This is a genomic window from Chryseobacterium sp. C3, from assembly GCF_014218905.1.
Classification (GTDB): Bacteria; Bacteroidota; Bacteroidia; order Flavobacteriales; family Weeksellaceae; genus Chryseobacterium; species Chryseobacterium mucoviscidosis.
Map to the genome: position 1 here is coordinate 36,929 of NZ_JACLCU010000002.1, position 24,338 is coordinate 61,266.

Below are 24,338 nucleotides of genomic sequence, written 5' to 3' on the forward strand. Positions count from 1 at the left end.
TTGTTTTAAAGGCTTAATTCTACCAAAGCAGGGCAATGATCAGAATGTAATGCTTCTTTCAGAATAACAGCTCTTGTGAGCTTATCTTTCAAACTGTAGGAAGTGAAATTATAATCCAGTCTCCATCCCTTATTTCTTTCCCTTGAATTCTGTCTGTAACTCCACCATGTATAGTGGTCGGGTTCATTATTAAAAAACCTGAAACTGTCGATCAGTTCGCATTCGTTGATAAAATTCGTCATCCATTCTCTTTCCATCGGTAAAAAGCCGGAAACATTTTGTAAACCTTTCGGATTATGGATATCTATCGCTTCATGACAGATATTAAAGTCTCCGGAAATAATAAGATTCGGAATTTCCTTTTTTAAATTTTTAATATACTCTAAAAAATCATGGCAGAACTGCATTTTAAAATCCAGCCTTTCGATATTTGAAGCAGAAGGAACATATACAGAAATGGCAGAAAATCCGTCAAAATCTGCACGAAGGATTCTTCCCTCGTTATCATAGCTTTCAATACCGCAGCCATATTCTATATGATTGGGCTTTATTTTAGACGCAATTCCGACGCCACTGTAGCCTTTTCTCACCGCGGAATGCCAATAACTGTGATATCCCAGTTTTTCTAAACTTTCAATATCAATTTGGTCGTTTCCTGCCTTACTTTCCTGAATACAGATAATATCCGGATCCGCCGTTTTCAGCCAGCCCAAAAAATCTTTGGTAAAAGCAGCACGGATTCCGTTAACGTTATAAGTGATTAATTTCATAATTCAAAAGTATTAATAAAAAAGAAGCGGAAAAAATCAAAGATTTTTTCCGCCCCTCATAACCCGAAGTCAAACTATGAAAACTACTTGGGCTCTAAAATACTGAATGGAATGATACACTCTTCCAGAGAAATCCCTCCATGTTGGTACGTTTCTTTATAATAATTCACAAAATGATTATAGTTCTTTGGATAAGCAAGGAAAATATTATTCTTTGCAAAAATATATTTAGAGCTTAAATTTCCTTTCGGTAAAAACAGCTTTTCAGGATTTGTAATTGCCCAAACATCGCTGTCGTCATAGGTTAAGCTTTTTCCGGTCTTGTAACGGATATTCGTGGAAGTTTCTCTGTCTCCCACAACTTTGCTCGGTTTTTTAACGTAAACCGTTCCGTGATCAGTGGTGATTACTAATTTGAAACCACTTTCAGCGGCTACTTTAATAATTTTCAGTAAAGAAGAATTCTCAAACCAGTTCAATGTTAAAGATCTGAACGTTTTATCATCACGAATCAGTTGGTCAACAATATGATTATCCGTTTTTGCATGAGAAAGAATATCAATAAAATTATAAACAATTACCAACAGGTCATTGTTTTTGTGCTGATTAAAATCATCATAAATCTTTCTTTCAAAATCAGCATTCAGAACTTTAAGATACTTCATGGATTTTGAGCTTAGACCTATTCTTTTCATTTGATCTTCTAAGAAATCACGCTCAAATTCATTTTTATTTCCTTCCTCATTATCATTGAACCATTTATCTGGAAAACGTTTTTCAATCTCAGAAGGCATTAAACCCGCAAAAAAAGAATTTCTAGCATACTGAGTTGCAGTCGGAAGAATACTGTAATAATAATCCTCAGAAACCTTGTTATAATATTTTGTAAACAAAGGCTCGATCATCTTCCATTGGTCATAACGAAGATTATCGACCATCAGAAGCAAAACTTTATCCTTTTCAATTTCAGGTTTTACTTTATCCTTGAAAAGCGTGTGGCTCATAATCGGCTTATCCGAGTCGTGTAGCCAGTCCTCATAATTCTTTTCAATAAATTTGGCAAACTGAATATTTGCTTCTTCTTTCTGTGACTGAAGAAGATCTGCAAACTCATTATCCGTTACTTTATCAAATTTAATTTCCCAGTTCAGGATTTTCTTATAATATTCCGCCCAATCCTGATACGTTCTTAGATAAGAAAGTTCCATAGAAAGATTTCTGAATTCCTGCTGATACTGCAAAATCGTCTTTTGCTCCACAAGATTATCCTCTTGGAGATTTTTCTTCAGCGAAAGTAAAATCTGGTTCGGATTCACCGGTTTCAGGATGTAATCTGCAATCTGTGATCCGATTGCTTCTTCCATAATATGCTCTTCCTCACTTTTTGTTACCATAACAATTTTCAGTGAGTTGTCTTTATCCTTAATCATCGGAATAGCTTCCAGTCCCGAAATTCCGGGCATATTCTCATCAATCAGCGTTAGTGCAAACTTCTCAGAATCCATAAGCTCAAGCGCTTCATTAACGTTGTTAACAGGAGTTACATGATATCCCTTTTTTTCAAGAAAAACGATGTGTGGTTTAAGTAGATCTATTTCATCATCTATCCATAATATCTTTTCCGACATAATTATTTTTTTACATGGTTATTGTATCAAATTGCTGACCAATTAATTCTAAAATCTGCCAAAATCCGCAGAGGTAAAGTTAAATATAAGTTAAATGAAATAACGCAATAATTACGTTTTTCTTTTATTTAATTTCCACTTTTTAAATATTCCAGAGCTCTTTCCATAATTTCGTCTTTTCCCTGCTGTATTCCTTTAACTGTAGGTCGTACGATAATGTCCGGAATAATGCCGATTCTCTGCGTTTCTTTTCCGTTCGGATAATACGCTCCCAAACCCGTAAAACAAGTTTTAAGACCGGCAATATTAAATGAAATGACATCACCGTTTGCTCCTGAAGTGTACCCACCGATTACTTTTGCTTTTGGATGCTGCTTAAGCATCATTACGGTGGTTTCAGCCTGACTTTGTGTTACCTCATTCACCAGAATGACCACATTTCCCTTATAATAATCCGGATTATTTCTTCCGATATTGTTTTTGCGGCGGTAAAATTTGCTTAAATAATTGGTTTCTGGAAAAATAAATTCATAATAAATTTTATTTTCAGGAAGAAGCAACCTGCTTAAAGGCAAAATCGTCATATTCGGATAATTTCGGGAGTCAAAAATGATTGATTCTGTATTTTTCAGATTTTCGAACATATCATTCAGATCCGATCTTTTGATTAATCCCATGTTTACATAACCCATCTTTTTTTCATCATCGAGAAACTTCCATTTTTCAGGAACCGTAGGATTTTCGCGGATAATTTCTTTCTGCAAATATGTTTTTACTTTTATGGCTAAATTAATTCCGTCTCTTTCAATTTTAAGCTCCAAAGAATCTTTATTGGTGTACAGAAAAAGATATTTCGACTTGTTGATCTTTCCCCACGAATTCGAAGTCGGAAGATATTTCCCAAACGAATTAATCTTCTGCGGAATCGTTAATCCTTCAACATCGTAGATCACATCACCAATTTTGAGCGGATTTTCTTCATTAAAAATAGTCGGATATATTTTTGTTACAACTAGCTTTCCTTCCGCATAAGAATACTGTACCGGAACATTTTTTCTTCCATATTGGTTTAAACTAGTCAGCTTTGAAAATAAAAAAGCGTGCGAATCATCCGTTTTGGTCACAAGTTCCGCTAAACTTAAATGATAGTTTTCATCATTGTCAACAGCGAGAAATTTTGGAATCATTTCCCGTAAAACATCATTCCAGTTTTGATCGGTTTTGTATTTGTATGCAAAAAAATATTCTGCATAATTCCAGTATCTGAACAATTCAAGAAGAGCAATTTGTTTTGAAGTAAATTTCGAGCCGTAAGAATTTTCATTCCTGAAATAAACCTTTCTTCCGTTTAACCCGAAATAATAATTTTCACCGATATTCCTGTTATTCTCAATAAATTTCAACTTTTGGCTTACATTTTCAGAAAAAAATTGCCGATCATCCATCCATCCGGGATCAAAATTTTTTAAGAAATAAACTTTATCGTTATCATTTACACAATTTTTACAATCTTCAATTTTTCCGAGACTTTCAATCCAGTTAGAATACAATTCATTCAATTGATCTTTATCATTAATATTTTCTAGTTCATCAATTTTCTGAAATAATTGTTGATCCCAGTTGAACTGTCCTTTCGATACATTCGGATGATAATACTTTAAAAATCCCCATACTTTGCATAACGATTCAAGCTTTTGGTTTTCCGATAAAGTCTGCGCCGAAAAATGTAAGTTTAAAAATAAGATGATGAAAAGGGAGAATTTTCTCATGAAAAGGTTATTCAGTCAAAGATAGCTTTTAAACACTAATAGCACAACTATTTATTCAAAGAAGATTTTTATCCAGCCTTTGCTAAGTGAAACGCCTTTGCGAACGAAAATATGCCGCACAACTGTAAACAAAATCTTTGCGGACTTTGTGCTAAAAACAAATTCAACAAAGAAAGTTACTTTTAAAACAACAAACAGTTTATTGAAAATTAATGACCTCTAAAATATAAAATTCCTAAATTTGTTACAAATACTGACGTTTTCCAATGCAGAACAAGCTAAAAATCATCAACGATCCCGTTCACGGATTCATCAAAATTCCCCATGAAATTTTATTCGACATCATCGAGCATCCTTATTTCCAGAGATTAAGAAGAATCGGGCAGACCGGACTTTTGAATCTTATTTTTCCGGGCGCGACACATACAAGATTTCACCACGCTTTAGGAGCCATGCATCTGATGTTTACCGCTTTGGAAACATTGAAGCAGAAAGGCGTGAAAATTTCAGAAGAGGAAGAAAAAGGGGCAATGTTGGCGATTTTAATGCATGATATTGGTCATGGACCGTTTTCCCACGCGTTGGAAAGTATGCTGATGGACGATTGGCATCATGAAAAACTGTCTTTATTACTCATGAATCGTCTGAATGATGAATTTAACGGAGAATTGTCCTGCGCTATCGAAATGTTTCAGGGAAAATACCACCGAAAGTTTTTCAACCAGCTTATTTCTTCACAGCTCGATGTTGATCGGTTGGATTATCTGAAACGGGACAGCTTTTTTACGGGAGTTTCCGAAGGAAGCATCAATACGCAAAGAATCATTTCCATGATGAACGTCTGTGATGAGGGCGAATTGGTAATAGATGCAAAAGGCGTTTATTCTATTGAGAATTTCCTTACCGCAAGAATGTTTATGTATTGGCAGGTATATTACCATAAAACGTCTGCCCTGGCAGAATTTCTTCTCGTTAAAATTTTAGAAAGAGCCAAACTTTTGGTGTCGCAAGGAATCGATTTACCGGCAGCGGAAAATCTGAAATATTTTCTTCATCGCGGGAAAAGTGCTGCTACAGATGAAGATATTGAAAGATTTACGCAGTTGGACGACAATGATATTATTCAGGCAATGAAAAACTGGCAGAATACAGATGACATGATCTTGTCTTACTGGTGTAAATGTGTGATCCAGAGAAACCTTCCGAAAACCATAATTTCTTCACATCCTTTTGAGCAAAGTTTTATTGAAGAAAAAATAAAGAATGTGAATGAATTTTTCGGAATTGATAATGGGAAAGAACTTGTACATGAAATTAAAAGAAAACTTCTTCCTTATGACACCGAAAAACAACCCATTTATCTGTTGCAGAAAAATGGAAAAAAAATACGTCTTGACGAATCGGAAGACCAGCTTTTATCAGGTCTCATGAGAAACAAAACCACAAGGTATATTCTTACATTTCCAAGAAATATTTCACACATTATTTCTTAAAGAATATTAAAATTTACGTTCCGAAAACTAAAAAATGTTTGCGAATTACAGAATTTCTTATCTTTGCAGAATATGGAATTTACAGCTTCGCAAATTGCAAGTTTTATCGACGGAAAAATAATAGGTGACGAGAATGCACTTATTACTGGAGTTTCGCCCATAGAAAGCGGGGAAACAGGACATCTTTCTTTCATCGCGCAAGATAGATTTTCGCATTATTTAGAGACTTCAAAATGTTCCGTTATCATTGTTTCGGAAAAGCTTATCTCAAAAGATTCTTATCTTCCTACTGTTATTGCAGTAAAGGATGCTTATCTTTCTTTTCAGGTTCTCATGAATTTATATCAGGAAATGCAGGGAAGAAGAAAAGGAATCGAAAATGGCTCATCCATTCATGAAACTGCCGTAATCGGAGAAGATGTGTATATCGGAGCTTTTACCTACGTTTCGGAAAAAGCAAAAGTGGGAGAGGGAAGCCAGATTTATCCGCAGGTTTACATCGGAAAAGGTGTGAAGATCGGGAAAAACTGTAAAATTGACAGTGGTGCGAGAATTTATGATTACTGCATCATCGGAGACAATTGTGTTATTCATTCCAATACCGTAATCGGAGGTGATGGTTTCGGGTTTCAGCCGACTCCGGACGGATTCAAAAAAATTCCGCAGTTAGGAAACGTTATCATTGAAGACGATGTGGAAATTGGTTCCAACTGCAGTATAGACAGAGCAACCATCGGTTCTACCGTAATCGGAAAAGGTACTAAAATTGATAACCTGATCCAGATCGCACACAACGTAAAAATCGGAAAAAACAATGTAATTGCCGCACAAGCCGGAATTGCAGGATCTACAACCATCGGAGACTGGAACCAGATTGGAGGTCAGGTAGGTGTTGTAGGACACATCAAAATAGGAAATCAGGTAAAAATACAGGCTCAGAGTGGTGTAAATTCCAGCGTAAATGACAGAGAAACCATCTACGGTTCTCCGGCGATCAGCTACAACGACTACCTTAGAAGTTATGTACATTTCAGAAACTTACCTGAAGTGGTAAAAAGAATAAATAATCTCGAGAATAACTCAAAAGATTAAACTAATGAGTGATATGCAAAAAACACTTCAGCAGGAAGTGACACTTTCCGGAATCGGACTTCATACTGGTAAAGAAGTAAAATTAACCATGAAACCTGCAAAAGAAAATACAGGTTTCGTATTCGTAAGAACAGATTTGGAAGGGCATCCTCAAGTCGAAGCAGACGTTAATTACGTTGTAGCTACAGAAAGAGGAACAACATTAGAAAAACTGGGAGTAAAGATTACAACTTGCGAGCACCTTTTAGCGGCTTTGATAGGATGTGATATTGATAATGCCATTCTTGAAATGGATGCTTCTGAGCCGCCGATCTTAGACGGTTCTTCAAAATTCTTTGTAGAAGCAATCGAAAGCGTAGGAGTAGTGGAGCAAAATATAGCAAGAGAATATCTTGTGGTAAAAGAAGTTCTTACCTACAGCGATCCGGCTACAGGATCAGAGATCACTATTATTCCTTCAGATACTTATGAAGTAACAACAATGGTAGATTTCGGGACCAAAGTTTTAGGAACTCAAAATGCAACGCTTAAAAATATTTCTGAATTTAAAGAAGAAATTTCATCGGCAAGAACATTCAGCTTCTTACACGAGCTGGAAATGCTTTTGGATCACGGTTTGATCAAAGGGGGAGATATTTCCAACGCGATTGTTTATGTAGATAAAGATCTTACACCGGAAACTACAGAAAAACTAAAGAAAGCCTTTGGTAAAGATAATGTATCGATAAGACCAAACGGAATTCTTGATAATTTGAACTTAAACTATCCCAACGAAGCTGCAAGACATAAATTACTCGATGTGATTGGTGATCTGGCTTTGGCAGGAGTGAAAATAAAAGGGAAAGTAATTGCCAACAAACCGGGACATTACGTAAACACACAGTTTGCAAAAAAACTGAACCGCCAGTGGAAACTGCAGAAAAAGAAAAATGTTCCAGATTTTGATTTAACAAAAGAACCGGTTTTCGATATCAACGGAATCATGAGACTGATGCCTCACAGACCGCCGTTCTTATTGATTGATAAAATTCTTGAACTTTCAGATTCTCATGTGGTAGGTCTTAAAAATGTTACAATGAACGAACCTTTCTTCGTTGGACATTTCCCGAAAGAACCCGTAATGCCGGGAGTTTTACAGGTAGAAGCTTTGGCTCAGACAGGGGGGATTCTTGTTTTGGCAAGTGTTCCGGATCCCGAAAATTACTCTACGTATTTTATTAAAATAGATAAAGTAAAATTCAAGAGAAAAGTAATTCCCGGAGATACGCTTATTTTCAAGATTGAATTAATAGAGCCTATCAGAAGAGGAATTGTTCATATGCAGGGTTATGGTTACGTAGGAGATACAGTAGCGGTAGAAGCAGAACTTATGGCCCAAGTTGCAAAAAATAAAGTTGATTAAATGATTCATCAATTAGCAGCCGTAGATAAACGTGCGAAAATCAGCAAAAATGTAATCGTAGAGCCTTTTACTACAATTGCAGGGGACGTGGAAATTGGCGAAGGAACATGGATTGGTCCCAATGTTACCATCATGGATGGTGCAAGAATCGGTAAAAATTGCAGAATTTTTCCGGGAACGGTAATTTCTGCGATTCCTCAGGATTTGAAATTTGATGGTGAAGATACGCAGGTCATTATCGGCGATGAAACAACAATCAGAGAATGTGTAACGGTAAACAGAGGAACAAAAGCTCTCGGTTTCACCAAAATCGGAAAAAACTGCCTTATTATGGCAACTTCCCACATTGCTCATGATTGCGTAATCGGAGATCATGTGATCATCGTAAACGGTTGTGGTATTGCAGGTCATGTGGAAATTGGGGATTATACCGTGATGGGTGGTCTGTCGGCTGTTCATCAGTTCGGGAAGATCGGAAAGCACGTGATGATTTCGGGAGGTACTCTGGTAAGAAAAGACATTCCGCCTTATGTAAAAGTGGCAAGAGAACCAATGTCTTATGCAGGAATTAATTCCGTAGGTTTAAGAAGAAGAGGATTTACCAATGAGAAAATCTTTGAAATTCAGAAAATTTACAGAGCTATTTTCCAGATGAAGATGAATGTTTCTCAGGCTTTGCTTTACATCGAAAAAGAAATGCTTCCGACGGCTGAAAGAGATGAAATCCTTCAGTTTATCCAGAACTCTCCAAGAGGGATCGTAAAAGGATACGGAACAGGGAAGGAAAGAGAATAATAAAGAAAAGTTTAGCTCAGTTATCAATGAAAAGTCTGATTTTTGTTTTAATGTGTTTTATAGCATCTTTTTTGTCCGGACAACAGACAGAAGGATTGAAAACGGAGAAAACAGCCAAGACTTCTATTTTGGAAAGAAGACTTCCTTCAAAATCTAATGACAGCATTGCTAAACATAATCTTAATGATCTTCTTAAACAGAATAATTCCGGGGGAAATTCAATTTTTGGAACCGCAAATCCCTATCATTCCGAGATCCAGACGAATGTGAACAGGCTGAATAATAATGTGAATTCATTCAATAATAATGTTTTCAACAGACTGCCAACTCAGGGAGAAGGAATACAATTTAACAAAAGAAAATAAAAAATATATAATAAATTAATGGCAACAAGTAACGATATCAGAAAAGGACTTTGCATCGAATATAGCAACGATATTTACAAAGTTATCGAATTCCTTCACGTAAAACCGGGAAAAGGTCCTGCTTTCGTTAGAACAAAATTAAAATCTGTAACCAACGGTAAAGTAATCGACAATACTTTCTCTGCAGGTCACAAAATTGAAGAAGTAAAGGTAATTACCAGAAAATTCCAGTATCTTTATGATGATGAGAACGGATTTCACTTCATGAATAATGATGACTTCTCTCAATTATATTTAAATAAAGAAATGATTGAAAACTCAAACCTTATGAAAGCAGGTGAAGAAGTAACCATCATTTTGAAAGAAGTGGACGAAACTCCGCTTTCTGCAGAACTTCCGCAATCTGTTTACCTTGATGTAATAGAAGCAGATCCGGGAGTAAAAGGAAACACGGCAACCAACGCTCTTAAAAATGCAATTGTAGAAACAGGAGCAAGAGTAATGGTTCCTCTGTTCATTGAGCCGGGAGACAAAATCAAAGTAAGCACAGAAGACGGTTCTTACTTAGAAAGAGTAAAAGAATAATTATTCACAAATAATATGAGGCTGGAAGTATAACAACTTTCAGCTTTCATTTTTTATGGCAGCTATTTCCGCCCTCCGTTCCCGCTTTTTTGTCTCGTTTTTTCAAACGAAACAAAAAGAGCTCCACTCAGGTCGGGCTGCGATTAAAGTTGGAAAAACAAAGCCGTGTCTGGATTTTAAGACACCGTTGAAAATTTAAAACATCATTTAAAAAAAATATGACGTTTCATCAGCCACAAAAACTGAAAACCATTGCCGAACTTATCGGGGCAAAATTTGTAGGTTCAGAAGACTTCGAAGTGTTGGGAACGAACGAAATTCACATGGTAAAAGCCGGTGAAATCGTTTTCGTTAACCATCCGAAATATTATGATAAAGCATTAAATTCTGCTGCGACCATTATTTTAATTGATAAAGAAGTAGAATGTCCGGAAGGAAAAGCACTGTTGGTTTCGGAAGATCCATTCAGGGATTTCAATAAAATCAATACCCATTTTACAAGAATCTATAACTTCACGGAAGAGCTTCATGATGTCGAAATAGGAGAGGGAACAAAAATTCATGCTTCTGCGGTCATCGGAAATAACGTAAAAATAGGAAAAAACACCTTAATTTTTCCTAATGTTGTCATTGGCGACAGAACGGTAATCGGAGATAATGTAGTGATCCAGTCCAACACTGTTTTAGGCGGTGACGCTTTTTACTACAGAAAACTGAACGGCAATTTCGACCGTCTCATTTCGGTAGGAAATGTAGTGATCGAAAACAATGTAGAAATCGGAAACGGTTGTACCATCGACAGAGGAGTTACAGATTCTACCATTATTGGTGAGGGTTCCGTTCTGGATAACCAGATTCAGATCGGGCACGATACCGTTATCGGAAAAAAATGTCTTATCGCTTCTCAGGTCGGTATTGCAGGATGCTGCGTTATCGGTGATGAGGTTACCTTATGGGGACAGGTCGGCATTGCTTCAGGAAATAAAATCGAGAGCGGAGCTGTATTATTAGGGAAAACCGGAGTAAACAGAGACCTCGAAAAAGGAACCTATATCGGGATGTTTGCAGAAGATTTCAAAACCTATCTGAAAAAAGAAGTTAAACTGAGAAATCTCAAATAAACAAATTAGTTAGATTTATCTTTAATCAAAGAAATTTAATTAAATTTGTGTGCATTTAAAAAGTAATAAATAAATTAAATAAATAATAAAATGTCAATTTTAGTAAACAAAGATTCTAAAGTAATTGTACAAGGATTTACAGGGAACGAAGGTACTTTCCACGCAAGCCAGATGATCGAATACGGAACTAACGTAGTAGGTGGTGTTACTCCGGGAAAAGGAGGAAGCGAGCACTTAGGGAAGCCTGTATTCAATACGGTAGCAGATGCTGTAGAAAAAGCCGGAGCTAACGTAAGTATCATTTTCGTACCGCCTGCATTTGCTGCTGACGCTATTATGGAAGCTGCTGAAGCTGGGATCAAAGTTATTGTATGTATTACTGAAGGTATTCCTGTAGCGGATATGGTGAAAGTAAAATCTTACATTGCTGACAGAGACTGCAGATTAATCGGTCCGAACTGCCCGGGAATCATTACTTCTGAAGAAGCTAAAATTGGGATTATGCCAGGTTTCGTTTTCAAAAAAGGTAAAGTAGGTATCGTTTCTAAATCAGGAACTCTTACTTACGAAGCTGCAGATCAGGTAGTAAGAGCGGGTTACGGTATCTCTACAGCAATCGGTATCGGTGGAGACCCGATCATCGGAACAACTACAAGAGAAGCTTTGGAATTATTCATCAACGATCCTGAAACTGAAGCGGTTGTAATGATCGGAGAAATCGGTGGAGGTCTTGAAGCGGAAGCAGCAAGATGGTACAAAGCAAGTGGTTCTACGAAGCCGGTTGTAGGTTTCATCGCAGGACAGACTGCTCCAAAAGGTAGAACAATGGGTCACGCAGGTGCAATCGTAGGCGGAGCAGAAGATACAGCTCAGGCTAAGATGGAAATCATGAGAGAAAACGGAATCAACGTGGTAGACTCTCCTGCAGACATCGGTGCTACTGTTGCAAAAATTCTAGGATAACATAAAACATAACGATATGAAAAAATTTTTATTAGCCTCTGCATTGGCACTTTCTACCATGTCTTTCGCACAGATCGATTTTGGCAGCACAAGATTCGGTGTTACTGTAGGAGGAAACTATTCCCGAGTGAAGAATGCTCATAACCCTTCCGGACCGAGATATACCGTTCAGGCAGGAGTATTGGCTTTAATACCGATAGGTTCAGCCAACCAGTTTTTCATACAGCCTGAAGTAGTTTACTTTGGAGCAGGAGAAACAGGAAAAGATAAGGATGCTAAAAACTATCCCGGTTATGACGCGGTATACGCAAATAACTATCTGAGTGTACCGATCTCGTTTAAAGGATATTTTTCTGAATCTGAATCTGAATTTTTTGGGTTAATAGGTCCCAGATTTAATTTTTTATTAAGTCAGAACGTTAAAAACGCGCCTAAAATCTACTACACAAAAGATCAGATTGATCCGAATTATCCTAATGTAAACGGAAAGGCGAGTTCATTTAACTTTGGAATAGGACTAGGAGTAGGATATAGCTATAAAAGACAGCTTGAACTTACGGCAAGATATGATTTCGGAGTTACGAATACATATCCCGGCCTTGATCAGGAGCCGAAAGGAACTGATAAAGGTAAGTCTGAACAGGTTCTTAGCGTAAGCTTAAGCTACATCTTCAAATAAAAATTGATTCTAATCAAAACATAAAAAACTCCCGAAACTGAATGTTTCGGGAGTTTTTTTATTTAAAAATTCTGTTTAAAACTTATCCTTTAATCCATTTCCAGATTTCCTTCAGAGTCGCTTTATTTCCGTACATTAAAATTCCTACACGGTAAATTTTCCCGGCTAAAAATATCATGAAAAGAGTCGTTCCTAAAAGCAAGCCAATAGAAAACGCAATCTGCCACGCCGGAACTCCGTAAGGAATTCTTGCGATCATGGCAACAGGAGACGTAAACGGAATAATAGAAAGCCAGAAACCTAAAGGACCATCCGGATTATTCATTAACGTAAAACTTCCATACATTCCAAGCATTAAAGGCAGAACCGCAAATAAGGTGAATTGCTGCGTTTCTGTTTCGTTATCTACTGCAGAGCCGATCGCTGCGTAAATGGAACTGTAGAAGATGTATCCCAAAAGGAAAAATGTTATAAACACAAAAATAATCAGCGGAAAGTTCAGCTCCAGTAAACTGTGTGAAATCTGGGTTCCGATTTGTAAAATATCAAATTTACCTGCGACATCTTCATTTCCCGGAATGTTTTTTGGAATGGCAGAAAATCCTGTATTCAGCACCAAAGCTCCGATAACCGACATGGTGATCCAAACGATAAATTGAGTAAGTGCAACCATGGTTACCCCCAGAATTTTACCCATCATCAGTTCAAAAGGTTTTACCGAAGAAATAATAATTTCCACAACACGGTTGTTTTTCTCTTCCAATACGCTTCTCATCACCCTAACTCCGTAAATAATAATAAACATGAATGTCACGTACATTAAAAGCATACTCAGAACGCTTTTTACGCCGAAAGCAAGATCAGAATCTTCTTTGTTATTTTCCGATACGTTAATCGTTTTTAAATTGAAACTTTTATCCAGATTATCAAGCTGTAGCTCAGCAATGCCCAGTTTCTTTATTTTTTCTTTTTTGATGACTTCATTAATATCCGAAACAATTTTCTGCTTCGTATCGAACCCGATTTTATTGTTGATAACAAGCCTCGTATTCTTTTCCAGTTCGTCAAAATTCTGATCTTTCAGTTCAGGCAGAACCAAAATCCCGTCTAAAGATTCATTGTTCTTAAGATTATTGATTTTTGACTTTTCATCTGCCGCAGAAACAAAAACATAGTTAAGTTTATCATTCGATTTCAGTTGATTTTTAAACAAACCGTTTTTATCCACCACTTCAATAATGCTGTGAGATTCATTTGCCTTAAACATCAAGCCGATAACAGCGCCAAAACCCAATAAAAGGATCGGAGCTAAAAGCGTTAATATGATGAAAGATTTTTTCTTAACCTGCGTAAGAAATTCTCTTTTTGTAATTAAAAAAATGTTATTCATAATTAAGAATTATTGCTTACCGCATTAATAAACACCTCGTTCATACTCGGAATTTTTTCGTCGAATGACCTTACTTTTCCTACTTTTATCAGATCCAGAAGAATATTATTCTGGTCAGTCTCATTTTTCAGATCAAAAGAAACCAGATTATTTTCATGATTGATATTGAAAATTTCATATTTATTTTGAAAACTTTCCAGTTGATCGTTTTTTACATCAGAAAGCGTGATCCCAAAAATATTTTTCTTGAATTTCTCGCGTACATCGAAAACTCTTCCGTCGATAATCTTTTTTGAGTTATTAATCAAAGCCACATAATCGCACATTTCCTCCACACTTTCCATTCGGTGAGTAGAAAGGATGATGGTAGTTCCGTTATTCTTAAGATCAATAATCTGGTCTTTAATTAAATTGGCATTCACAGGATCAAAACCCGAAAAAGGTTCATCAAGAATCAATAAATGCGGTCTGTGAAGAACGGTAACCACAAACTGGATTTTCTGCGCCATTCCTTTTGACAGCTCAGACAGCTTTTTCTTCCACCATTGGTCGATGTGAAGTTTATCAAACCATTTTTTTGCCTCAGTTAAAGCATCATTCTTTTTCATGCCTTTCAGCTCTCCGAAGTAGAGAAGCTGATCTCCTACGGTCATGTTTTTATACAGCCCGCGTTCTTCAGGCATGTATCCGATATCTTTAATATGATCCGGATTAAGCTTTTGTCCGTTGATCTGTATTTCTCCGGAATCTGCCTGTGTAATCTGATTGATGATCCGGATAAAAGAAGTTTTTCCGGCTCCGTTAGGACCTAAAAGACCATAAACACTTCCTTTCGGAACATGGATGCTGAAATCATCCAAAGCTACCTTTTTACCTGCGTTATAGGTCTTTCTAATATGTTCAGCTTTTAGCATTAAATTGTTTTTATAATTAGTATAAAAATGTTCCGAAAGTTACGGAATAATTAAGCTAAAAGAAAAAATCCTGATGATTATCAGGATTTAAATTATTGTTTCATAATCTGTGTGACTTTCATCGTATTGTCACTCAGAATATATCGGATTAGATATTTACCGGGCTTTAGTTTTTCAATATTAATCTCTCCGGAATTCATGTTGACTGAATAACTTGCAACCTGTGTACCTAAAATCGAATAGAAAATCACGCTTCTGATTTTCAGGTTAGGATCTTTAGCCTTTACAATAAGGAAATCCTTTGCCGGATTAGGATAAGCAACAAGCACTCCGTCGTCAGACTTCTGAGAGAAGGAAGCCGGCTCTTTAATCTGCGCTTTCATATTGTTGGAAAATCCAACAAATGCGCCTAAAAAGATAAACAAAAGTAAAAGTTTTCTCATCAAATTATAATTTCTAAGGGATATTTTAACAAAAATAATTAATTCTGCAATTCTACGCAATAGTTTTTTATATAAGTTGTAGTAAATTTGCATTAAATTTCATTCAAAAAGTATTCCAAAATGATACATTCAAGAAATAGAAGGCTGAGAGTAAACGAATCTGTAAGAAGTCTGGTAAGAGAATGTTCTCTTACAACCAATGATTTTGTAATGCCGATCTTCGTAATGGAGGGCGAAAATAAAGAAGAACCGATCCCGTCGATGCCGGGAATTTTCAGAAGGAGTATTGATCTGACGGTGAAAGAATGTAAGGAATTATTTTCTTTAGGCGTAAAAGCGGTTAATCTTTATATGAAGGTTTCAGAAGACCTGAAAGACAATACCGGAAAAGAAGCATGGAATAAAAACGGACTGATGCAGAACACGATCAGAGCGATCAAAGATGCGCTTCCCGAAATGGTGGTAATGCCCGATGTTGCTTTAGATCCGTATTCTATTTACGGTCACGACGGAATTATCGAAAACGGAAAAATTGTAAATGATGCTACAAACGATGCTTTGGCAAGAATGTCGGTGTCACACGCAGAAGCCGGAGCAGACATTGTGGCTCCAAGTGACATGATGGATGGCAGGGTTCAGGTCATTCGCGAAGCGTTGGAAGACAGCGGATTTACCGATGTGGGTATTTTAAGCTATGCTGCAAAATATGCAAGTTCTTTTTACGGACCTTTCAGAAGCGCATTAGACAGTGCACCAAAAGATAATATGGAAATTCCGAAGGATAAAAAAACATATCAGATGGATTTTCACAATTCCAGAGAAGCGTTGAACGAAGTTTTTAAGGATATTGAAGAAGGAGCCGACATTATCATGATTAAACCGGGACTTCCGTATCTGGATATTGTTTCTAAAGTTCGTGAAGCGATTGATCTTCCGATTGCGGTTTACAACGTGAGTGGAGAATATGCAATGGTAAAAGCGGCTGCACAAAACGGATGGCTGGATAATGACAAAACCATTATCGAAAGCTTAACCTGCTTTAAAAGAGCCGGTGCTGATATGATTTTCACCTATTTCGCGAAAGAAGCTGCAATGATTTTGAACAGATAATTTTTTCTCATTATATTTTAAATAAAAAACATTTCGATCCGAAATGTTTTTATCAATAGAAACGGGCTTTAGCCCGTTTTTTACTGATGAACTCTAAATTAGGCTTTAGCCAAAACTTATTTTGAAACCAAAGAAAATGATTGATGATTGTAAGCTTTGGCTAAAACCCATTCCTAAAAATATCAGGAAATATTAAAATCTTTTCCTTTCGTAAATTTTGCAGCAAAAGGAGCTTGGTTTCCTGTATATTTCAGAACGAAATTCTTTTTTGTATCTGTATCAACATTGGCTTTCACTTCAACATTCTGCGTCTGGAAACTCACATCAAGATTCACGCCTGCGTCTTTTTCAAGATTAATTTCCACACTTTCTGCATAAAATAAAGAAGTACTCAGATAATTAAATTTGATGTTCTTTCTGTATGATCTGGATTCGTTTTGCGTAAATTCAGAATATTTTCTAAGGATTTCTATTCCCGGAGAATCTATGTTGGTGATTCTGGATTTTGTAACGCCGTTTACTTTTACAGAGAAATCTTTGGCACTTTTAATGTCGCCTTTAATTCCGATATTGAAAAGAGAGGGAAGAGCAAGTCCGAATTCAATCATGCTGTCTTTCGTAAATTCAAAATCAGGAATCAGAGCCGGAAATTTCTGAACATTCATCAGTTGATTTTTAACCGTACTTAACTGGTGGCTGCCAAATAAATAGCCTATAAGATTATTATTCGTGGTTCTCCAGTTTCTTCCGTTCCATTCGTAGATTTCGCAAAGCAAAGTATCAGTGGAAGAATGCGGAAGCAGATCCATATCCTGCCATTTGAAAACTTCTTTCGCGTAAGGTCTTCGGTTGATGATGTTTACACCAAGATCTAAAGCTAAAAGCTCAGTAAGCTGTTGATTATTTTCCATAGTAATAATAAGTGTTGATGAAAGCTTAAAATTATGGAAATAAAATAAAGTTTTTAAAAATTTTGAGTTAAATATTATTCGTAGAATCTTTAAACGATGTATTAAAATTTCACAAAACTTTCAAGTCCATTTTTTAATCTAAAATTTGAATTCAAAAAAACTTTATCTTTGCCCTTATGATTTTACGTGGAGAAAACTTAATCAAAGAATACGGTCCTAAAAAAGTAGTAAAAGGCGTTTCTGTACAGGTTCAGCAGGGAGAAATTGTGGGTTTGCTTGGTCCGAACGGAGCAGGAAAAACCACTTCGTTTTATATGATTGTCGGTTTGGTTAAGCCTACTTCCGGAAAAATTTTCCTCGATAAACAGGAAATTACAACCGATGCCATGTATCGCAGAGCTCAGAAAGGTATCGGTTATTTGGCTCAGGAAGCCTCTGTGTTCCGTAAACTTTCGGTAGAAGACAATATCATGGGCGTTTTACAGTTAACTAAGCTTTCAAAACGCGAACAGCAGATGAAATGCGATGAGCTGATTGAAGAATTTTCCTTACAGCACGTCCGTAAAAACCGTGGAGACCTTTTGTCCGGTGGGGAAAGACGTAGAACAGAGATCGCAAGATGTCTTGCCACCGATCCGAGTTTTATTCTTCTGGATGAACCTTTCGCCGGAGTAGACCCGATTGCGGTAGAAGATATCCAAAAAATCGTAAGAAGTCTGACCGATAAAAACATCGGAATCCTCATTACCGACCACAACGTACAGCAGACTCTGGCAATTACCAACAAAACATACATCATGTTTGAAGGAAGAATACTGAAAGAAGGACTTCCGGAAGAACTGGCAAACGATCCGCAGGTAAGAGAAGCTTATTTAGGAGAAAACTTCGTTTACCAAAGCATTTTCGATAAACCACAAAAGAAAAGTTACGGATATAATATCTGGGCTGGAAATTTCGATTCTAAAACCCAGTTTCAGAATTTTGTGGACGAAAATTTTGCGCAGTTTGATGATCTCAGATTGCTGTATGGCTTTGAAGACATCAGTTTTGCCTCATTGGGAAATTCCGAAATTCAGCATATTTTTAATGAGGTGGTCGATAAAAATGCCAATAATTCTTTTGTGTTTCAGAAGAAAGAAATTAATTCAATGTATTCTTTAGAACAGGCAGAATCAGACTCAAAAGCCGCCAGTAAAGCTGAGTTGCATTACCTTACAACTTACGTATTCGAAAATTAAATAAGGCAATTATTTGCTGAAAAATAGAATAAAACGTACCTTTTTCTCTGTAAAACGGTACGTTTTTTATTTAAAATCATCGTATGGCAAAACCATTCAACAGAACTGTCACCTTATTCGGAATTTATAAACAGCTTGTTCCTTTTATCAGACCGTATCGTTTGATGATCTACGGAACGCTTTTTCTTACTTTTTTAGGAGCTTTGGCGGCGCAGGTCAATCCTTTGGTTTTAAAATATACGGTGGATGAGGTAACCAAACTTACGCATCTTCCGCATCCGATGTCGGAAGGAATTCATATTCTCGTTATCATCTCCGTTATATTATTGGGAAAAGAACTGCTGAATATTTTCATCAATTTCGGACAGAAATTCTATGGCGAAAAGATCAGGATTAATGTAAGTTCTATTCTCGCACAATCTGCCATCGATAAAATTTTAACCTACAGAGTTGCCTATTTTAATGATGAAAACCACGAATCCGGAAAACTACAGATCAGAATAGACAGAGGAATTGAAAGTCTAACACGACTGGTGCAGAACTTTTTTATAGATATGCTGCCTTTGTTTTCCAATGCAATTATCGCTTTAATCATCATGTATCTGCAAAATGTGTACGTCGGAATTGTTTCCACCATCATTGTTCCCATCTATTTTTATGTAAGCTCATTACAGGCGAAGAAGTTAAGTGGAGTACGAAGAACTCTGCGTAATCAGCGTGAACAGAAAACTTCAGGACTTTTAAATCTAATTAATTCCATTATGGTAATTAAGAGTTTTGTCCGTGAAAAATTTGAAGGAAAAAAACAGTACGACTTGCAGATGCAGTTGATGGAAAGCCAGATGTTCACCAGAAAAACAAATTTTATTTACGATGGCTTAAAAACGTTTATCGAACAGTTCGGAGTGGTTTTAATTATCCTTCTGACGGTTTACCTAGTTCTGGATCAGCAGATGACCATCGGAGCGATTATGCTTCACATCATGCTTTTCAATAATGTTTCGGCTCCGATTAGACAACTGCACAGAATTTATGATGACATGAATGACGCGATGATCTATGCAGAAGGTTATTTTGATATTTTAAATGCAGACGACGAAAAAGAACCGAACGGTAATTTTGTAGAAAAAGATATCAAAGGAAATTTTGAACTGAAAAACATCAACTTTTCGTATCCGAACGGAACTAAAGCGCTTCACGATGTTTCCATGAAAATTGAAAACGGAAAAACAACAGCTTTAGTAGGCTTAAGCGGAGCCGGAAAATCAACGATTATCAATTTACTGTGTAAATTTTATCTTCCCGATTCCGGAGAAATTCTTTTGGACGGGGTAGATCTCAATTATTTCGACAATACTTTTCTGAGAAACGATCTGGGATTGGTACTTCAGAAGAACCATATTTTTCAGGGAAGTATCGAAGACAACATCCGATACGGAAATATGAATGCGACATTCGAAGAAATTGAGGAAGCTGCCAAAAAAGCCTATCTCCACGAACAGATTTTAGATTTACCGGAAAAATATAACCATGATGCTACGCAACTTTCGGGAGGACAACAGCAGAGAATTGCCATCGCCAGATTATTCTTAAAAAATCCACCGATTATTTTCCTTGATGAACCAACGGCGAGCCTTGATGCCATTGCAACAGAACAGATCAAAAATTCTCTGGATGCGATAAAAGAAGGCAGAACCGTGATTATTATTTCTCATTCATTATCACAGATTTTAGATTCAGATAAAATTTATGTAATGAAAAAAGGCAGAGTAGTAGAAAGTGGAACGCATGATGAGCTGGTACAGATCAACGGAACCTACAGAGAAATTTTTGATGCCTCTGCAAGAAGTTTAAATCTGGATAAATTGGTTAATACTTATAATGATAAAAGATAAAAGATAAAAGATAAAAGATAACTTTGCTAAAACACTAAAACACTAAAACACTAAAACACTAAAACACTAAAACACTAAAACACTAAAACACTAAAACACTCCGACCTTCATACCCAATGAACGACCATTACCTCAAAAAACTCGACCGCGTCACGGCAATTCTCACTCAATTACAGTCGAAACCGCTTGTAAGAGCGCAGGATCTGGCTGCCAAATTTGATGTGAGTGTAAGAACCATTTACCGCGATGTAAAAACACTGGAAAATGCCGGAATTCCGATCATTGGTGAAGCAGGAAGCGGTTATTCTCTGATGGATGGCTACAAATTGCCGCCTGTCATGTTTACCAAAGAAGAAGTTCTGAGTTTCATCACCGCCGAGAAACTGATGCAGAAATTTTCACATCAGAGTTTGGGAAATCATTATCAGACCGCGATGGAAAAAGTGCGTTCCGTTTTAAAATTTTCCGACAGAAATCTAATTCAGAATATTGAAAATCAGATTGATATTTTTCAGTATCATGCCGAAACCGAAGATACCATTAAAGACGTTCTTCCTATGATTCTGGAAAGTATAGCCGAAAAACGGCAGTTAATCATGCAATATAAAACCGTTGATGAGGAAATTTCCACAAGAACCATTGAAGCAGTCGGCGTTTTCTTTGAATTCAATTATTGGTACATCATGGCTTACTGTACCCTGAGAAACGACTTCCGGCAATTTCGTGTCGACCGGATTTTAAAGATTTCAAAAACCCAGAATCCGTTTTTAGGAGAATACGGGCAGATTAATGATTACCGACAAAGCAGCAACGGCAATAAAACACGCGTAAGACTTTTGGTAGAGAAAAAAATCATGACTTTTCTGGTCAATTCCAAAAAATATTATGGTCTAACCAAAGAAATTGAGGCAGAAAACGGAATGGTAGAACTCACCTTCGAAACAGAATCCATCAAAGACGGATTTCCGCGCTGGCTGATTACTTTTGCAGATTATGCAACGATTTTAGAACCTGAAACCCTCAAAGTACAACTCAATGATTTGTTGTCAAAGATTGCAGACAAACATCAATAAAAACCCCAAAAATTGCTGTTGAGGTTTCTGAATAATTCAATATAAAATGATAATGTTTAAACTTTTATTTTTTACCGCAAAAGAAGCAAAAGATTAACATTTTAGTTATTTTAAGTTTAATGATTAATATAAAAAGAACACATAAGTTAACAAAAATCAAAGGTTCCTTTTGCAAACCTTTTGAAATATCTTAATAAATTCTATAAAGTCTTTTGCTTCTTTTGCGGTTAAATTTAAAATTAGCTTAAACAAACTTCATGTTTAAAGAAGAGCGGATCCGCAGATCATAAAAGTACGTTAAAATTTAATCTATGAGATGCATCTCCGCTCTTTTTCCTTACTGCGGTTTCGTGAGAGAATCAATGATTTCAGCTTGAACAAAGGCATTAACAAACCGAAAATCTCTCCCAAAAAAAAGGCGGTTCAATTCCCAAAGCTCTTAAATAAACATACCCTTGTCCACGGTGATGGATTTCATTATCAACGAAATACAGAATATTCTGATACACAGGGAATTCATACTGTCCGAATAAATTAAAAGTCTCCTGAAAACGCTTCTCCGAAATCTGCGCAAAATAATGATTGATCGTTTCCGTTTCTTCGTCCCACTTTTTCAGAAGCTCCTCCTTCGTTTTCGGCACAAAACCTTCTTCATTGTAAGCTTCCATATTCTTGTCGACAATTCCCTTCAAAGCAGGTCCGCCAATGCTGATTAATTCAACCGCTAACTTTGCGAACGGTCTCATTCCCGCAATCGAAAATTCAAATAAATCCTTTTCAGGAAATGCTTCGATCACTCTTCTTGTTAAATTTCTGTGACCCTGCCAATGTTCTAGTAATTGTTCCGAAGTCATAAACTGTTTTGTAATGGTTGCTGTAGTTGTCATAGTTTTAATGTTGTTTGTTATTGTTGATACAAAGATAAACCGGGGTGGTGACAACAGTTTGTCAGTAGGATTTTCAGGATAAAAAATTTTTTCTTTTTAAAATAATTTTTAATATTTCTCCGTTAGATAATCATACTTAAAGCAATGTTAGGTAGATAAATAATTTGAGGGTGACCGGTTTTTAATCGGTCATTTTTTATTAAAAGACAAAAAATCCAGGTTAATATAACAGTTAGTATTAGCGATGTCATCCTGAGCGCGAAGCAGTCGAAGGATCTTACTCAATCACATGTGTTTATTTTTTTTAAGAAGCTGTTTCCAGCTTTCCGCACTCGCTATTTATCTTTTCGGCGGCAGCAAAGCTGCCGCCGAAAAGATAAATGAGCTCAGACAAATGCTTCAATCTGGGCTAGGTCGCAGCCGGAATCACAAATGTAAAGTTCCTTAAACTCAAAATTTGTAAACCTAATTTTAAAAAACTAATTTAGTCCTATGAAAATTTATACGAAAACAGGAGATAAAGGTCAGACCGCTTTGTACGGCGGAACAAGAGTTTCAAAAGCAAGTGCGAGAGTCGACAGTTACGGAAATATAGACGAGCTAAATTCCTTCATCGGAATCGCCAAAAGCCATATTGAAGATGAAGAAGTGTTAAGACAACTGAAAAAAATCCAGTTCGATTTATTTACTGTAGGTTCCGAAGCGGCAACTCCGGTGGATAAACTCATGTTGGCAAACGGAAAATCGCGCCTTCCTTTAATCATTTCAGAAGCCGAAATCGAAGAACTCGAAAACTGGATGGATGCTTTTGACGAAAAATGCGAACCGCTTCAGTATTTTATCCTTCCCGGAGGCGGAAAAGCAGCAACATTTTTACATGCAGCACGTACCATCTGCAGAAGAGCAGAACGATCTCTGGTTTTCTTAAACGAATCGGAAGAAGTGCGTCCGGAACTCATTAAATATCTCAACAGACTTTCCGACTATCTTTTCGTTCTGGCAAGATACATTTCAAAAATCAACAACGAACCGGAAGAATACTGGAACCCGAATGAAAGATAAAGTACTGCTTTTCATCAACGGAGATCCTCCCAAATCTTTTCCCAACATTGAAGAATACCGTCTCATTGCCTGTACAGACGGTGCTTTTCATTATCTTAAAAATCTGAATTTCCCTTTAGATAAGCTGGATTTTATTTCCGGAGATTTCGATTCGCATTCCGGTTCGGATGAAAATGTATATGAAAACAAATTCATTTACACGCCCGATCAGGATAAAACGGATTTTCAGAAAGCTTTGGAAATTATTGCAGAAAAAGACTTTAAAAAAGTAGATGTTTTCGGAGGAAGCGGAGGAGAGCAGGATCATTTTCTCGGAAATCTTACCGTGGCTTTTGGTTTTAAAGATCAACTCGACATCAAATTTTATGATGAATTTTCAGAATATTATTTTATCCCGAAAGAATTTGTTGTAACAGGAGTGAAAGACAAAATGATTTCTTTGTATCCGTTTCCGGCAGCTGAAAATATTACGACCAAAGGATTAAACTGGGTTTTGACAAACGGAAATTTAGATATTACTTCCAGAATCGGAACGAGAAATTTTGCTGTGGAAGATGAAGTTTCCATTGAATACGAAAAAGGAGATTTGCTTTTGTTTGTTGGGAAAAACTATTTGTAGTGTAAACACTAATTGCACGAATATTTTCACAAATTTCACAAATTTGATTTTATATTGTAAAAATATGCAGAACAACGGATCAACAGGAACTATTTTAGTCCATTTTTAATTGCTAATGTTTTCACAAATTGCAC

Annotated in this window: 22 protein-coding genes and 1 pseudogene; 15 read left to right on the forward strand and 8 right to left on the reverse strand. The window is 36.5% G+C overall.

Annotated elements, in window-relative coordinates; genetic code table 11:
• Window positions 1–5 precede the first annotated feature (5 nt).
• The 3 genes from H6W53_RS03960 to H6W53_RS03970 form a co-directional block, all read right to left on the reverse strand.
• A complete protein-coding gene (locus H6W53_RS03960) occupies window positions 6–770 on the reverse strand; it encodes an exodeoxyribonuclease III (protein ID WP_185204978.1) in 765 nt (254 codons plus the stop codon).
• A gap of 83 nt (window positions 771–853) precedes the next feature.
• Window positions 854–2,398, reverse strand: coding sequence for a PglZ domain-containing protein (locus H6W53_RS03965; protein WP_087709296.1), 1,545 nt, complete (start codon window positions 2,396–2,398; stop codon window positions 854–856).
• A 128-nt stretch (window positions 2,399–2,526) separates the two neighbouring features.
• Window positions 2,527–4,167, reverse strand: a complete 1,641-nt coding sequence (locus tag H6W53_RS03970; protein ID WP_185204979.1) for a S41 family peptidase — start codon at window positions 4,165–4,167, stop codon at window positions 2,527–2,529.
• A 266-nt stretch (window positions 4,168–4,433) separates the two neighbouring features.
• Between H6W53_RS03970 and H6W53_RS03975 the strand changes: the two genes are divergently transcribed.
• The 9 genes from H6W53_RS03975 (at window position 4,434) to H6W53_RS04015 (ending at window position 12,662) form a co-directional block, all read left to right on the forward strand.
• Complete coding sequence (locus H6W53_RS03975) at window positions 4,434–5,660, forward strand: HD domain-containing protein (protein ID WP_185204980.1); 1,227 nt, start codon at window positions 4,434–4,436, stop codon at window positions 5,658–5,660.
• A gap of 72 nt (window positions 5,661–5,732) precedes the next feature.
• Window positions 5,733–6,752 carry a UDP-3-O-(3-hydroxymyristoyl)glucosamine N-acyltransferase gene (gene lpxD / locus H6W53_RS03980; RefSeq protein ID WP_185204981.1) on the forward strand — a complete coding sequence of 340 codons (1,020 nt, stop codon included), beginning with the start codon at window positions 5,733–5,735 and terminating at the stop codon, window positions 6,750–6,752.
• 4 nt (window positions 6,753–6,756) lie between these two features.
• On the forward strand, window positions 6,757–8,154 hold the full coding sequence (locus H6W53_RS03985) for a bifunctional UDP-3-O-[3-hydroxymyristoyl] N-acetylglucosamine deacetylase/3-hydroxyacyl-ACP dehydratase (RefSeq protein WP_185204982.1): 1,398 nt from the start codon (window positions 6,757–6,759) through the stop codon (window positions 8,152–8,154).
• Window positions 8,155–8,949, forward strand: a complete 795-nt coding sequence (gene lpxA / locus H6W53_RS03990) for an acyl-ACP--UDP-N-acetylglucosamine O-acyltransferase (protein ID WP_076395592.1) — start codon at window positions 8,155–8,157, stop codon at window positions 8,947–8,949.
• Between the two features lie 26 nt (window positions 8,950–8,975).
• Entirely contained in the window at window positions 8,976–9,314 is a 339-nt protein-coding gene (locus H6W53_RS03995) for a hypothetical protein (protein ID WP_228457749.1), read from the forward strand.
• Between the two features lie 18 nt (window positions 9,315–9,332).
• The gene (gene efp, locus H6W53_RS04000; RefSeq protein WP_087709289.1) at window positions 9,333–9,899 is read left to right on the forward strand and encodes an elongation factor P; all 567 of its coding nucleotides are present in this window, start codon (window positions 9,333–9,335) and stop codon (window positions 9,897–9,899) included.
• A gap of 218 nt (window positions 9,900–10,117) precedes the next feature.
• Window positions 10,118–11,020, forward strand: coding sequence for an LpxD N-terminal domain-containing protein (locus tag H6W53_RS04005; protein WP_116096029.1), 903 nt, complete (start codon window positions 10,118–10,120; stop codon window positions 11,018–11,020).
• Window positions 11,021–11,110: 90 nt separating this feature from the next.
• Complete coding sequence (gene sucD / locus H6W53_RS04010; protein ID WP_047488432.1) at window positions 11,111–11,983, forward strand: succinate--CoA ligase subunit alpha; 873 nt, start codon at window positions 11,111–11,113, stop codon at window positions 11,981–11,983.
• A 16-nt stretch (window positions 11,984–11,999) separates the two neighbouring features.
• Complete coding sequence (locus H6W53_RS04015; RefSeq protein ID WP_185204983.1) at window positions 12,000–12,662, forward strand: porin family protein; 663 nt, start codon at window positions 12,000–12,002, stop codon at window positions 12,660–12,662.
• An 82-nt stretch (window positions 12,663–12,744) separates the two neighbouring features.
• Here the strand turns inward: H6W53_RS04015 and H6W53_RS04020 are convergent, their stop codons facing one another.
• The 3 genes from H6W53_RS04020 to H6W53_RS04030 form a co-directional block, all read right to left on the reverse strand.
• Window positions 12,745–14,052, reverse strand: coding sequence for an ABC transporter permease (locus H6W53_RS04020; protein ID WP_185204984.1), 1,308 nt, complete (start codon window positions 14,050–14,052; stop codon window positions 12,745–12,747).
• 2 nt (window positions 14,053–14,054) lie between these two features.
• The gene (locus H6W53_RS04025; RefSeq protein WP_185204985.1) at window positions 14,055–14,966 is read right to left on the reverse strand and encodes an ABC transporter ATP-binding protein; all 912 of its coding nucleotides are present in this window, start codon (window positions 14,964–14,966) and stop codon (window positions 14,055–14,057) included.
• Window positions 14,967–15,058: 92 nt separating this feature from the next.
• Window positions 15,059–15,409, reverse strand: a complete 351-nt coding sequence (locus H6W53_RS04030; RefSeq protein WP_076395580.1) for a T9SS type A sorting domain-containing protein — start codon at window positions 15,407–15,409, stop codon at window positions 15,059–15,061.
• 120 nt (window positions 15,410–15,529) lie between these two features.
• Between H6W53_RS04030 and hemB the strand changes: the two genes are divergently transcribed.
• A complete protein-coding gene (gene hemB / locus H6W53_RS04035) occupies window positions 15,530–16,519 on the forward strand; it encodes a porphobilinogen synthase (protein WP_076395578.1) in 990 nt (329 codons plus the stop codon).
• Window positions 16,520–16,701: 182 nt separating this feature from the next.
• Here the strand turns inward: hemB and H6W53_RS04040 are convergent, their stop codons facing one another.
• Window positions 16,702–17,430, reverse strand: a complete 729-nt coding sequence (locus H6W53_RS04040; RefSeq protein ID WP_185204986.1) for a hypothetical protein — start codon at window positions 17,428–17,430, stop codon at window positions 16,702–16,704.
• 176 nt (window positions 17,431–17,606) lie between these two features.
• On the opposite strand from H6W53_RS04040, the pseudogene lptB reads away from it, so the two are divergent.
• From lptB to H6W53_RS04055, 3 genes and pseudogenes are all read left to right on the forward strand, one after another.
• A pseudogene (gene lptB, locus H6W53_RS04045) lies at window positions 17,607–18,332 on the forward strand (LPS export ABC transporter ATP-binding protein); the annotation flags it as partial.
• Between the two features lie 500 nt (window positions 18,333–18,832).
• Window positions 18,833–20,563: an ABC transporter ATP-binding protein gene (locus H6W53_RS04050; RefSeq protein ID WP_185205588.1), complete on the forward strand. Its 1,731-nt coding sequence runs from the start codon at window positions 18,833–18,835 to the stop codon at window positions 20,561–20,563.
• Window positions 20,564–20,679: 116 nt separating this feature from the next.
• A complete protein-coding gene (locus tag H6W53_RS04055; protein ID WP_185204988.1) occupies window positions 20,680–21,636 on the forward strand; it encodes a helix-turn-helix transcriptional regulator in 957 nt (318 codons plus the stop codon).
• Between the two features lie 386 nt (window positions 21,637–22,022).
• Here the strand turns inward: H6W53_RS04055 and H6W53_RS04060 are convergent, their stop codons facing one another.
• Window positions 22,023–22,523: a DinB family protein gene (locus H6W53_RS04060; protein WP_185204989.1), complete on the reverse strand. Its 501-nt coding sequence runs from the start codon at window positions 22,521–22,523 to the stop codon at window positions 22,023–22,025.
• Between the two features lie 492 nt (window positions 22,524–23,015).
• On the opposite strand from H6W53_RS04060, the gene H6W53_RS04065 reads away from it, so the two are divergent.
• Window positions 23,016–23,585, forward strand: coding sequence for a cob(I)yrinic acid a,c-diamide adenosyltransferase (locus tag H6W53_RS04065; RefSeq protein ID WP_185204990.1), 570 nt, complete (start codon window positions 23,016–23,018; stop codon window positions 23,583–23,585).
• A complete protein-coding gene (locus H6W53_RS04070) occupies window positions 23,575–24,204 on the forward strand; it encodes a thiamine diphosphokinase (protein ID WP_185204991.1) in 630 nt (209 codons plus the stop codon). The genes H6W53_RS04065 and H6W53_RS04070 overlap by 11 nt, the downstream gene beginning before the upstream one ends.
• The last annotated feature ends 134 nt before the right edge of the window (window positions 24,205–24,338 follow it).